The 12,825-nt window shown below is 63.2% G+C and carries 12 protein-coding genes; 8 read left to right on the forward strand and 4 right to left on the reverse strand.

Annotation, left to right across the window (positions count from 1 at the left end):
- Window positions 1-58 precede the first annotated feature (58 nt).
- A complete protein-coding gene (locus H281_RS0128825; protein ID WP_020070600.1) occupies window positions 59-2,452 on the reverse strand; it encodes a penicillin-binding protein 1A in 2,394 nt (797 codons plus the stop codon).
- A 254-nt stretch (window positions 2,453-2,706) separates the two neighbouring features.
- Between H281_RS0128825 and pilM the strand changes: the two genes are divergently transcribed.
- The 7 genes from pilM (at window position 2,707) to H281_RS0128860 (ending at window position 10,124) form a co-directional block, all read left to right on the forward strand.
- Window positions 2,707-3,699: a type IV pilus biogenesis protein PilM gene (pilM, locus tag H281_RS0128830; RefSeq protein ID WP_027805036.1), complete on the forward strand. Its 993-nt coding sequence runs from the start codon at window positions 2,707-2,709 to the stop codon at window positions 3,697-3,699.
- Window positions 3,696-4,448, forward strand: a complete 753-nt coding sequence (locus H281_RS0128835; RefSeq protein ID WP_020070602.1) for a hypothetical protein — start codon at window positions 3,696-3,698, stop codon at window positions 4,446-4,448. Before pilM ends, H281_RS0128835 begins: the two co-directional genes overlap by 4 nt.
- On the forward strand, window positions 4,445-5,392 hold the full coding sequence (locus tag H281_RS0128840; RefSeq protein ID WP_020070603.1) for a hypothetical protein: 948 nt from the start codon (window positions 4,445-4,447) through the stop codon (window positions 5,390-5,392). Before H281_RS0128835 ends, H281_RS0128840 begins: the two co-directional genes overlap by 4 nt.
- On the forward strand, window positions 5,389-7,107 hold the full coding sequence (locus tag H281_RS0128845; protein WP_020070604.1) for a type IV pilus secretin PilQ: 1,719 nt from the start codon (window positions 5,389-5,391) through the stop codon (window positions 7,105-7,107). The genes H281_RS0128840 and H281_RS0128845 overlap by 4 nt, the downstream gene beginning before the upstream one ends.
- Window positions 7,108-7,213: 106 nt before the next feature.
- Entirely contained in the window at window positions 7,214-7,765 is a 552-nt protein-coding gene (locus H281_RS0128850; RefSeq protein ID WP_027805037.1) for a shikimate kinase, read from the forward strand.
- Window positions 7,766-7,773: 8 nt separating this feature from the next.
- Window positions 7,774-8,850: a 3-dehydroquinate synthase gene (gene aroB / locus H281_RS0128855; protein WP_033379725.1), complete on the forward strand. Its 1,077-nt coding sequence runs from the start codon at window positions 7,774-7,776 to the stop codon at window positions 8,848-8,850.
- 68 nt (window positions 8,851-8,918) lie between these two features.
- Window positions 8,919-10,124, forward strand: a complete 1,206-nt coding sequence (locus tag H281_RS0128860; protein ID WP_020070607.1) for a deoxyguanosinetriphosphate triphosphohydrolase — start codon at window positions 8,919-8,921, stop codon at window positions 10,122-10,124.
- Between the two features lie 246 nt (window positions 10,125-10,370).
- Here H281_RS0128860 and H281_RS0128865 read toward each other — a convergent pair whose 3' ends face one another.
- The 3 genes from H281_RS0128865 to H281_RS0128875 all read right to left on the reverse strand — a co-directional run bounded on the left by H281_RS0128865 (window position 10,371) and on the right by H281_RS0128875 (window position 11,848).
- Window positions 10,371-10,751 (reverse strand): DUF883 family protein, encoded by a 381-nt coding sequence (locus H281_RS0128865; RefSeq protein WP_020070608.1) that lies wholly within the window; start codon window positions 10,749-10,751, stop codon window positions 10,371-10,373.
- Between the two features lie 141 nt (window positions 10,752-10,892).
- Window positions 10,893-11,078 carry a hypothetical protein gene (locus tag H281_RS0128870; RefSeq protein WP_020070609.1) on the reverse strand — a complete coding sequence of 62 codons (186 nt, stop codon included), beginning with the start codon at window positions 11,076-11,078 and terminating at the stop codon, window positions 10,893-10,895.
- Between the two features lie 44 nt (window positions 11,079-11,122).
- The gene (locus H281_RS0128875) at window positions 11,123-11,848 is read right to left on the reverse strand and encodes an OmpW/AlkL family protein (protein WP_020070610.1); all 726 of its coding nucleotides are present in this window, start codon (window positions 11,846-11,848) and stop codon (window positions 11,123-11,125) included.
- 187 nt (window positions 11,849-12,035) lie between these two features.
- Between H281_RS0128875 and H281_RS0128880 the strand changes: the two genes are divergently transcribed.
- Complete coding sequence (locus H281_RS0128880; RefSeq protein WP_020070611.1) at window positions 12,036-12,743, forward strand: transposase; 708 nt, start codon at window positions 12,036-12,038, stop codon at window positions 12,741-12,743.
- Window positions 12,744-12,825: the final 82 nt, after the last annotated feature.

A 12,825-nucleotide genomic window follows, 5' to 3' on the forward strand; every position in this document is an offset into this window, starting at 1 on the left:
AAAAGCCGCCGCGCAGGACCCTGCGCGGCGGCTTTTTTGCGGCATGCAGGGCGCTGCGTTAGTGCCCGCGGAACAGATTCATGATGTCCTGCTTCTCCTGCTCGCCGACTTGTCCCGGCGCTGCGGACGCAGCGCTTGCTTCGTCGAGTGCCGCCTGACTGATGCCGACCGTTCCCACGAAACCGTGGCCGGGCGTGAACTCGTCGAAATACAGTTCCGAGCCGACTTCGGTCACTCCGTCGGGCATCGGCATCTTGTACTCCGGCACGCCTTTGAGCGCGCGTCCCATGTACTCGATCCAGACCGGCAGTGCGAGGCCACCGCCGGTTTCCTTGTCACCCAGACTGCGAGGGTTGTCGTAGCCGATCCACGCGATCGCGGTGAGCGTGTGCTGATAACCGGCGAACCACGCGTCGCGCGAATCGTTCGTCGTACCCGTCTTGCCGCCGAGGTCCGTGCGCTTGAGTGCGTTCGACTTGGCGCCGGTACCGCGCTGCGCGACGCTCTGCAGCAGACTGTTCATCACATAGGCGTTGCGCGGTTCGATGGCGTGCGGCGCGCTTTGCTCGGCGACGAGCGGTTGCGCATGCGCGACTACGACGCCGCGCGGATCGGTGACTTCGGCGATCAGATACGGGTTGATCCGATAGCCGCCGTTCGCGAATACCGAGAATGCGCCCGCCATTTGCAGCGGCGTGACGAGACCCGCGCCCAGCGCCATGGGCAGATAAGCCGGGTGACGGTCCGCATCGAAACCGAAGCGCGTGATGTACTGCTGCGCATACTTCGTACCAATGTGGTTGAGGATGCGAATCGACACCAGGTTCTTCGACTTCTGCAACGCGGTGCGCATGGTCATCGGACCGTCGAAGCCGCCGCCGTAATTCTTCGGTTCCCACGCCTGGCCGCCCGTCTCCGCTGCGCTGAAAAATAGCGGCGCGTCGTTGATCACGGTTGCCGGTCCAAGCCCTTTTTCAAGCGACGCCGAATAGATGAACGGCTTGAAGCTCGAGCCCGGCTGACGCCATGCCTGCGTGACATGATTGAACTTGTTCTTGTTGAAGTCGAAGCCACCGACGAGCGCGCGAATCGCACCGTCTTGCGGCACCACGGAAACAAACGCACCTTCTACTTGCGGCAATTGCGTGATTGCCCACTGACCGTCGTCGTTCTTGACGAGGCGAACGATCGCGCCCGGCCGCACGCGCTGGTTCGGCTGGGCGCGTGCGCTCAATGCGAACTGTGCAAAGCGCAGGCCGTCACCCTGAACCGTCGCCACATTGCCGTCGATGAACGTCGCCTGCACCTGCTTCGGGCTCGCCGCTGTCACAACCGCCGCAATGATTTCGCCGTTGTCCGGATGTTCGAGCAAGGCGTCGTCGATGGCCTGCTCGCGGTCGTCCGCATCGGACGGCAGATTGATGAACGCTTCGGGGCCGCGATAGCCGTGGCGCCGCTCATAGTCCATCAAGCCTTTGCGCAATGCGCGGTAGGCGACGTCCTGATCCGCGGAGTCGATCGTCGTGACTACGTTCAGACCACGCGTGTACGCTTCCTCGCGGTATTGCGCGTACATCATCTGCCGCACCATTTCCGCCACGTACTCGGCGTGCACGCTGAATTCCTTGCCAGCGCCCTTTACGACAAGAGCCTGACGGCTCGCTTCATCGTATTGCTGCTGGTTGATGTAATGCAGCTCGTACATGCGCTGAAGAATGTACTCCTGACGCACCTTCGCGCGCTTCGGATTCACCACCGGGTTATACGCGGACGGCGCTTTCGGCAAGCCCGCCAGCATGGCGGACTCCGCGAGCGTCAGATCTTTCATGTCCTTGCCGAAGTACACGCGCGCCGCGCTCGCGAAACCGTACGCGCGCTGGCCGAGATAGATCTGATTCATGTAGACCTCGAGAATCTGATCTTTCGAAAGCTTCGACTCGATCTTGTAGGCGAGCAGCATCTCGTAAATCTTGCGCGTGTACGTCTTCTCGCTTGAAAGGAAGAAGTTGCGCGCGACCTGCATCGTGATCGTGCTTGCACCTTGCGTTGCATGGCCATTGGTCAGCGCAACGATACCGGCGCGAGCGATACCGGTCAGGTCGACGCCGCCATGGTCGTAAAAGCGCGCGTCTTCGATGGCGAGCACGGCTTTCTTCAGGCTGTCGGGCACCTCCTGAATGCGGACGATGTCGCGCCGTTCTTCGCCGAATTCGCCGATCAGCACATGGTCGGCGGTATAGATGCGCAGCGGCACTTTCGGCCGGTAGTCGGTGAGCGCGTCGAGCGAGGGCAGATTGGGCGTGGCCACGACGAGCGCATAGCCGACCACCAGCAGCACGCACACAATGCCCGCGACGATCAACCCGAAAAAGCCCAGCAGGAGCTTGAGCCACAACGGGCGTTTGCGCTTCTGCGGCGCGGGCGGCGGAGACGTGGGAGACGTGGATTGCATATAGGCACCAAAAAACAGTCCCGCGATTATAGCCGCCCAGCTTTTCAGCTTTCGGCGTGCTTACCGACAGTTCTTTACAAGTCTCTGCACCGCGTGAAATGAGGCTTCACTGTAGCTGCTTTGACGAACGTCGGGGCGGCCGGCCTTCAACGTTAGCCGTTTGGCTGAGTGTCGCCCAGCGGCGTGCTTACGCACAATTCTCTCTCGCTACTCGCGCTCGAATGGTTCGCCGCGTGAGTCTCAGGGAGGGCGTGATGACGTTAAGAAATTCATGGCTTGAAGCCGTGCAGGCAGGGGTGCAGCGTTTCGCTGCAGGTATCGACGTGAGTTCGCAAAACGTGCGGCTCGTCGTAGTGAGCCAGCGTGCACGCGCATGCGCTTCGATGCAGATCGAGTATGCGTGCACGGTGCCGCTTCCTGCTAATGCGATGGCCGGCAACGAGATCGCTGACCGGCAGTCAGTCGCTCGCGCGTTGCGCGACGCGTTCGCCGATATGCCTCACTCGTGCGCGACACAGGCGTTGCGATGCGCGATGGCCGTGCCCGCATCAGCAACGTTGACCGCCACTGTGCCGCTCGCGCGGCTCGCGATGCAAAGCGGTTGCGCGGAAGACGGCGGGCACGAACTCGCCGAACTCGAACCTGCAGTCATGAACGAAGTGGAACGCATCGCAGGTCTCGAGCGGCACGCGCTGGCTGTCGACTGGTTCGTCGACGACAGGCCGTCGCTCGCTCGTTCCGTGACGATTGCCGCGACCGGGCGTCAACATCTCGAAGCGCGGATCGAATGCGCGGCCGCCGCGGGCATATCGCTCACAGCGATCGACGGCGAACCGCATGCTGCGCTGCGGGCCATGCGCTACGCGGCGAGTCATGAACTCGATCCGCACGAACCGTATGTCGCGTTATGGATCGGCACGGACGGCGTGCATGGCTGGCGTCTCGTCGACGACACCATCGCAGCCGAGATGCACTACCCCGCGCCGGAGCATTCGGATCTCGCAGACGCGTTGCGCGACCTCGCGCATGGTCCGATGCTCGACTGCGCGCTCGTGAGCGGCGAGGTGGAACTGCTGGAGGGCGTTGGCTTCTCGATCGCGGATATCGCAGACGTTCTGGGCTGCACGGTCCTGCCGTTCGAGTGCGCGGCGCTGGGCGCTGTAGCGCGTCAATTGAACGATCCGCTTCTGCATGAAGCGGCGGGCGCCGTCGCGTTCGGGCTCGCATTGCGCGGGGTATTCGAATGAGCGCCGCGGTTTTCGATGAAGGCCGCTTGAACGCGGCGGCGCGAGTTCATGTCGGGCGCGACATGCGCGGGCGGCGCGCCGTGCGTCCTGTCAAGCCATGGCTCGGCGGCTTCAATTTACTGCCTCATCGACAACGCAAAGCCCGGCTCGCGCGTCGGCGATGTCTGCTGACATTGGCGATTGCAGCGTTGGCCGGTTGCGCAGCGGTCTTTGCGCTAGCCGGATATCAGGCGATAGAAAAGGCGCGGCTCGAGTCACAGCGTGCGTCGATCGAGCAGTCGCTTGCGCAACTCGCCGCGCCGCTCGCCGAGCATGCGCGCCTGCTACGGGCGCGCGACGAGCAACGCGACAAGGCCGCTCGCGCGAAGCGTTTGTCCGAGCCGCTCACGTATCTGCGCGACTTGCTCGACGCGCTGAGTTTCGAACCCGGCGACGGCGTTCTATTGCAGCAGCTTCGCCAGCGCGAGCACGAGACGGAACTGGTGGCGACCTCGCGAGCGCATATCGATTCTGCGCAGTGGCTTAAGCGTCTCGGTGGGATTCCCGGCGTGACAGGTGCGGAAATGAGCGAGTCACATCGCTCGTCGCCGCATGCGAGTCCAGCTACGAATGCAAGCGCAGGAGCAGCCGCTGCATTTGAGTTCGGCGCTCGCCTGCATTGGGAGGGCGCTGCGAACATGACAGACAAACGCGCTGGCGTCGCGGCATCGCAAATAGCAAAAGCCGGGCACATTGGAGGTTCGAAATGAGTACGACATTTGCCGGATTTAGCGGCGTGCCGCGGCCACGAGTGTCGCTGTCGCATGCGATCAAACGTCTGCGCGCGCCGCTTCACACCTGGAGCCCGCGTCGCCGCTGGGCGATTGCGTTGTTGATTGCGCTCGTCGTGTTCAGCCTTGGGGCGCACGGCTGGATCGTGGCCGATCTGGGACGTCTGGCAGCGAGCCGCGCGGCGCTACTTGCAAGCGCGGAGCATCTAGCCGACGCAAGGCGAGCGCTTGCGCAATTGCCGTCGCTGCGTCGCGAAGACACGGCGTCAGACGCCACCCCGGCGGCCATAGCCACTGCTTCGCGCGCGTCGAAGCAATGGACTTCGGCCGATGACGTGCGCGTCGTTTCGGAACTCGCCGCGCAGAACGGCGTGGCGTTACTGGCGGTCGAGCCCGGCGCCGCGAGCGGAACGGGCGCTCAGAGCGAGCGTCCGCTTCAGCTTGCCGCGCGCACCGACTTCATTCACCTGATGTCATTCATGCGTGGACTGGTCGAACTGCCGGTGCTGATGGTTCCCGTCGACGTCGTCATCAAGCGCGACGGGTCTGCGCTTTCGGTGAGCGCGGCGCTGCGCGTGTACAGCGGTCTACGCCCGGCGCCTGCCAGCCTCACGACGCAGGAGCTTGCCGACGCGAGCCTTGATTCGGATGACGAAGAAGATGTGGTGTTCTTCGATCCTTTCTCGCCCGCTCAAATGCAGGCGACTGTCGATTTGCCCGGACAGCCGCAACTACGTCTTGTCGGATTGCTGCACGATCGCGCGCGCGGGCTCGCATTGTTCGATACGCCCGAGGGCGCGACCACTGTCGCGTCCGGCCAGCAGATCGGCGACGAGCGCGTCACGCGCTTCGACACGTTCGGCATCACGCTCGCCAAAGGCGCTGCAACGCGGACGCTCGATCTCGCGGAGGCTTCGTCATGAGCATAACGGAGCTATTGCGCGGCGACCGGCATGCATCTATCGGTGTTGCCGCAGTCTTGAGTGTTCGTGCCCGCGTTCGCGTGGGACTGTCGGTGACCTTGTTTCTCGGCGCGGCGCTAACCACCGGCGCGGCAGGTGCTGCGATTCCATCGCTGCCTCCGTTGCCTGCCTACATGCCGCTCGACGATGCGGTGGCATCGTCCGACTCGCCATACAATGCGCCGCCGCTGCCTCGCGGTTCAGCCTCCGAAACGCCGAACCCGTTCCGCGAGGATTCCGCGGATGCCACCGCCGTCTCGCGCACGCCGACGGAGGCCCGGCAAAGCCGCACAGACGATGCAATGGACGACGCGGATGGCTCAGTGCCTCTCGGCCGGCAACCTGCCGCTGCCGCCGGCCATGCCGGCGCGAGCGCGTCGGCGCTCGAAGGCCCGCCGGTGCCATTGCCTCCGCTCGCGCGTCTGAGTGGCGCGCCGAAAACCGCCGATGACGCGTCGCTCGCCGCCGACGACAAGCCGATTTCGCTCAACTTTCAGCGCGCCGAACTCGGTGCCGTGCTCAATGCGTTCGCACAGTTCACCGGCTTGAACATCGTCGCGAGCGAGAGAGTGCGCGGGGCCGTTTCACTGCGCCTCGACAAGGTTCCGTGGCGCGTCGCGTTCGACACGCTGCTCGACGTCAACGGTCTCGCCATGGAGCGCCACGGCAACGTGGTCTGGGTTGCGCCAATCGCCGATCTGGCCGCGCGCGAGCGGCAGCGCTTCGAGGCGCACGCGCGGACGGCAGATCTCGAGCCGCTCGCAAGCCGCACGTTCGAGCTGCACTACGCGCGCGCCGAGGACGTGCGGCGCCTGCTGACAGGCTCGGGGAACCAGCGGGTGTTGTCCAAACGCGGCGCGGTGACCGCCGATCCGCGTACCAATCTACTGTTCGTCACGGATCTGGAGGGGCGCCTCGCGCAGATTGCCGCGCTGCTTGCTTCCGTCGACCGGCCGACGCGCCAGGTGCTGATCGAGGCGCGCATCGTCGAAGGTGAGTATGGTTTTTCTCGCAATCTCGGCGTGCGGCTTTCTATGGCGGGTACGAACGCCGACGGCACCACGCGTGGTTTGAGCGGCGGCAAGGACGGTCTCGTCTACGATCTGTCTGCCCGCCCGGTTGCGGGTTTCGACGCGGCGACGGCCGGCTTGACGCTGTTCGCGGCGGGCGCGACGCGGCTTCTGAACGTCGAGCTGAGCGCGTTGGAGGCCGAGGGGCGCGGCGAAATCGTCTCAAGTCCGCGCGTCGTTACCGCCGACCGGATGAAGGCGGTGGTCGAACAAGGCACTGAGTTGCCTTATCAGGCGAAAGTCGGGCAGGGCGTATCGGGTGTGCAATTTCGCCGCGCCACGCTGAAGCTCGAGGTCGAGCCGCAGATCATGCCGGACGGCCGCGTGGTGCTGGACCTCGATGTTGCGAAGGACAGCGTCGGCGAACAGACCGACGCCGGGCCTGCAATCAACACGAAGCACGTGCAAACGCGGGTCGAGGTGGAAGACGGTGGTACGGTGTCGATTGGAGGAATTTACGCGACCGACGGCCGGGACGATGTGACTCGGGTGCCGCTCCTGGGCAAAATACCGATTCTAGGTGCGCTTTTCCGCCATCGGGCTCATCGCGACCAGCGCAGCGAACTGGCAGTTTTCATCACGCCGCGCGTCGTTCAGACGAATTAGGGGCACGCTGCCGCCGCTCAAAAGCGGCGGCGCGCAGGCTCGACAAGGCAGCCGCTTTGCCAGTAAGCTGCGGCACGAACCATACCGGATTAGCCAGAGGACACCGTTGCAAGCGCGGGACGCACACGCCAATGTATTTTTTGTAGGGCTCATGGGGGCAGGAAAAACCACCGTGGGCCGGGCCATTGCGCGCCGTCTCGATCGCCCGTTTTTCGATTCAGACCATGAAATCGAAGCGCGCACGGGCGCGCGCATTCCTGTGATCTTCGAGCTGGAGGGCGAAGCCGGCTTTCGCGAGCGTGAGGCGAGCGTGATTTCCGAGCTCACCGGTCGCGACAAAATCGTGCTCGCGACCGGCGGCGGCGCGGTGCTGCGGCCGGAAAACCGGCAGGCGCTGCAAAGCCGGGGCGTGGTGATCTATCTGCGCGCCAATCCGCACGACCTGTGGCTGCGGACCCGGCGCGACAAAAATCGCCCGCTTCTGCAGACGGAAGACCCCAAAGCGCGCCTTGAAGCGCTCTACGAAGTACGCGATCCGCTCTACCGCGAATGCGCGCATTTTGTGATCGAAACCGGCCGGCCTTCCGTCAACGGACTCGTCAATATGGTTCTGATGCAGCTCGAGATGGCCGGCGTCGCCAAACATCCTGCGTCATAATGGGCCGTATGATTACCGTCAATGTCGAACTGGGCGACCGCGCCTACCCCATTCATATCGGTGCCGACCTGATCGGCCAGACCGCGCTGTTCGCGCCGCACATCGCCGGCAACTCGGTCACGATCGTCACCAATACCACCGTCGACCCGCTTTACGGCGACACGTTGCGCGCCTCGCTCGCGCCGCTCGGCAAGCAGGTGTCCACTGTCGTCTTGCCGGACGGCGAGGCCCACAAGAACCTCGAAACGCTGAACCTCATCTTCGACGCACTGCTCGGCTCGCGCGCCGACCGCAAGACCACACTGATTGCGTTGGGCGGCGGCGTGATCGGCGACATGACGGGGTTCGCGGCTGCCTGCTACATGCGCGGCGTGCCGTTCATTCAGGTGCCGACTACGCTGCTCTCGCAGGTGGATTCGTCGGTGGGCGGCAAGACCGGCATCAATCATCCGCTCGGCAAGAACATGATCGGCGCGTTCTATCAGCCGCAGGCTGTGATCGCCGATATCGGCGCGCTGCGCACGCTGCCCGCGCGCGAACTGGCGGCGGGCGTGGCCGAGGTCATCAAGACGGGCGCCATTGCAGACGCCGGTTTTTTCCGCTGGATCGAAGCCAATGTCGAGGCTTTGAATCGCTGCGAGCCGGAAGCCCTCGCCGAAGCGGTCAAGCGCTCGTGCGAAATCAAGGCGTCCGTGGTCGCGCAGGACGAGCGCGAAGGCGGACTGCGCGCCATCCTCAATTTCGGCCATACGTTTGGCCACGCGATCGAAGCCGGACTTGGCTACGGCGAGTGGCTGCATGGCGAGGCGGTCGGCTGCGGAATGGTGATGGCTGCGGATCTGTCAGTGCGCCTTGGCTATCTGGACGAAGCGTCGCGCAAGCGGCTCGTCGACGTCATCGTCGCCGCGCACCTGCCGACCCGCGCGCCGGCGCTCGGCGAATCGCGCTATGTCGAACTGATGCAGGTCGATAAGAAAGCGGAAGCCGGCGCGATCAAATTCATTCTGCTGAAGCGTTTCGGTGAGACGCTCATCACCCAGGCGCCCGACGCCGAGGTGCACGCCACGCTGGCCGCCGCTGTCTGAAGACCGGCTTTGGCAGCGAGGCGCCGCGCACGGCGTCGACCGGCGCCGCCCATGTTTCGGAGAACCCGGTGACAGACAGGCGCAGCGACGATGTAAAGCAGGAATCCGCGGCGAACGCCGCAGCGCTCGGCGTCCCGACGCAGGAAGCGCTCGAAGCGCACCTCGCGCCGTATGCCGCGCATTCGGCGCTCTCGCGCGGGCGCCGCTATCCGGAAGCACCGCCGAGCGCCCGCACCGAATTCCAGCGCGACCGCGACCGCATCGTTCATTCAACGGCGTTCCGCCGGCTCGAATACAAGACGCAGGTTTTCGTGAATCACGAGGGCGACCTGTTTCGCACGCGTCTCACACACAGCCTCGAAGTCGCGCAGATTGCGCGTTCCGTGGCGCGCAACCTGCGTGTCAACGAAGACCTGGTTGAAGCGATTTCACTTGCGCACGATCTCGGCCACACGCCCTTCGGGCATGCGGGCCAGGATGCGCTGAACGAATGCATGCGCGAGCACGGCGGCTTCGAGCACAATCTGCAAAGCCTCGCGGTGGTTGACGATCTCGAAGAGCATTACGGCGCGTACAACGGCCTGAATCTGTGTTTCGAAACGCGCGAGGGCATTCTCAAGCATTGCTCACGCGAGAACGCGCGGCGGCTGGGTGCTTTGGGCGAGCGTTTTCTCGAAGGACGCCAGCCGTCCATCGAGGCGCAGATCGCGAACGTGGCCGACGAGATCGCGTATAACAATCACGACGTGGACGACGGCTTGCGCTCTGGTTTGCTGACCGTCGAGCAACTCGCCGAAGTCGAGTTGTGGCAAACACACTATGAAGCTGCCCGGCGCGATTTTCCTCAGATCGAAGGCCGCCGGCTGATCCATGAGACTGTGCGGCGCATCATCAACACGCTGATCGTCGATCTCATTGATACCACGAAGCTCAATCTGGTCCGTCATGCACCGGATTCGCTCGACGCAGTGCGCGCCGCGCCGGCGCTCGTCGCGCATAGCGAAGAGGTTGCAGCACAAGCTGCAGCGCTCAAGCGTTTTCTGTTCAAGAACCTGTACCGCCATTACCGCGTGATGCGGATGGCGAACAAGGCGCGCCGCGTGGTCGTCGGTCTCTTCGACGCGTTCACAGAAGACCCTCGGCTGCTGCCGCCGGGCTACCAGTCTACCGACGCCGCGCAGCAACCTCGGCTTATCGCGCATTACATCGCAGGCATGACGGACAGATACGCGCTGAAGGAGTATCAGCGTCTCTTCGTGATCGACGATAACTGAACGAGCACGAGCCGTGGCAAGCGAGGGCCACGGCAGGAAGCGAGTCGGCTGAGTCCGGCACACGAGGTACGGCAGAGACCGCCTGGGATGGCGGTCTCTTACCACTGGGCTGCAAAGCGTCGATGCAACGGGACGCTAATGCCATGCAGCCCACCCGCGCGCTTGAGCCACACTGCTGAGCGCTCTTCTCCGCGCAAGCTCATGCGCGCTTTAACGCAACATTCGGCGCCCGGCTCAGCGCAACGTTCAGCGCATGCGCGAGGCGAACAACGCGCCTGCGATCAGCGCGACGCCGCCGACAATCGCGAGCGTCTGCCACGGATTTTCATGCACATAGTCGTCCGCGTCCGAGAGCGCTACATTCGCGCGTTCGCGTACGGCCTCCCGCGTGTCGTTCATGCGGGCGCGGGCGTTGTCGAGCTGCTTGCGCAGTTTGCCGCGCAGCGCTACTGCATCGGCCTGGGTTCCTTCGGCCAGCGTGGATTCGAGCTCCGACATTAGCGTGCGAAGTTCGCCTGCAATGTCTTCAGCCGCGTCGCGGCTGTGGCGGGCAATACGCCGCGCGCGGCGGCTCGTGCTGGTCCAGGATTCGCCGAGGGCATCTCGCGTATTCGGAAGTGCTGTCATAGTCGCTCCGTCGATGAGGGTAAAAAAGGCCCACGTTCACGGTTACGCTTAAACCACATCGCAACGCAGGAAACACCAGCAGGACGCAACTTCGGTGCCAAACCCCAATGCCCGGCGTACGGTGCCGCAGAGCGAAAATCGTCAGCAGATATTGCACGAAGCACAACGCTTGCGGGTCAGTTTTACAAACGCGCCGAGGCCGCGGCGCGCTGCATCGGTAAAGGCGGCGCGCTGCTGCCACGGCGGCACAAAATAAAAAACGCCGCCATTGGATAAATGACGGCGTTGTTCAAGCCCCGCGAATTCGACTACCCTAAACCACAGCATTCCACGCGTGAAGAACGGTGTTACAAGCCGTGTGACAAGCCGTGTTAAAAGCGGTAACCGATGTTGACGTAGGTAACGATCGGGTTCAGCTTGATCTTGGTCTGCGACTGCACATTGAGCGTACCGACCGGCGTCTGCGCCTGCGTGTTCAGTTTGGCCGTGGTGCTGAGCGGCAGGTACGACACCGACACGCCCGCGAACCAGTGCTGATTGAACGCGTAAGTGAAACCCGCATTAAACACCGGCTCCCACGAACTATCCGTAGTCACGCTGGTCGGACCATGCAGGACGTTCGCCTGGAATGCTCCGTTGGTGATCTTCTCGTCGGTGAACCAGATACGGCTCACGCCGATACCGAGATACGGACGGAATGTGGCAGTGGGAGCGTTGAAGTAGTACTTGAACAGCAGCGTTGGGCTCCACTGTTTCGCCTGACCCAGCTTGCCGAATTGTTCGAGGCTACCGGTGCCGTTCAGGTCGAACGAAGGCGGATAGCCAATCACGAATTCGGTGGCGATGTGATCGGTAATGAAGTAACCCGCGGTGAAGCCGATGGTGTCGGCCGAACCCAGTGAGGCTCCGGTATTGGCTTCTGTGATGTTGGTCGGGCTGCCGCCAATGCTCGTTACTCGCAGGGGCTGGCTGCTCGATTGAGGCGCAAGATGGAACCAGCCTGTTGAGACGAAAAAGCTACCGGCCGATTGCGCGTGTGCTGCTGTTGTCATGCTGGCTAGCACTGCGATCCCCGTTACGGCCTGTTTTAATTTCATATGTGCTCCTCCAAAAAAGGCCCGCTCATTATGACCACAACGTTTGAAACTAACCATACGCGCCGGTTAGAGTTTTCTCCCTAAGCCGGGCGCGCTTCCTGGCCTGGCCGCGCCGCGTCGAACCTCCGGCGCATGCGGCTCTTTGGACCTTCGGGTATGTACCAACGCGACTATCGGATACTTCAGCATGGCACGGCTTGCACGTCTTTATGTTCCTGACCAGCCGCAGCACGTCATCCTCCGCGGACTCGATCAGCAGCCTGCGTTCGTCGACGACCAGGACTACGAACTCTTCATCGACTGTATGAAAGCGGCTTCGCGCGATCATCACTTATCGATCCACGCTTATGCGTTGATGCCGGGCGCGGTCCAACTGCTTGTCACTCCAACGGAGGAGTCGAGCCTGCCGAAAGCGATGCAGGCGGTCGGGCGCCGCTACGTGGCGCACTTCAACCGCCGTTACGCGCGACGTGGCACGTTGTGGGAAGGTCGCTATCGCGCGACGGTGATCGAGGGCGAGCGGTATTTTCTGCTGGCGAGCCGCGTCGTCGAAATGTGCCCGGTGCGCATGCAACTCGCGAGCGCGCCAGAAGACTACCGGTGGTCGAGTTACCGTCATCACATCGGTCTCACGCTCGACAGCCTGATCACCGACCATCCGCTCTACTGGTCACTCGGCAATACGCCGTTCGAGCGGCAGCGCGCGTACCGCGAGTTGTGCGAGCAGCCGCTCGACGAACGAGAGGCAAGCCAGCTTCAGCAGGCCACGCTGAAAGGCTGGGTGCTCGGCAGCGACACGTACCGTGAATGGGCGGCCCGGGCGGCGAACCGGCGCGTATCGCCGCTGCCTCGTGGTCGGCCTCGCAAGGTCCGGGAGACTCCGCAGGCGCAATAAGCGAATCGAATCAATTGTTTGTCTTTCAAACGGCATCACGACATGCCGTTTTATTTTGCCCATATTTGATATGGCACCAATA

Source organism: Paraburkholderia caledonica, from assembly GCF_000383275.1.
Classification (GTDB): domain Bacteria; phylum Pseudomonadota; class Gammaproteobacteria; order Burkholderiales; family Burkholderiaceae; genus Paraburkholderia; species Paraburkholderia caledonica.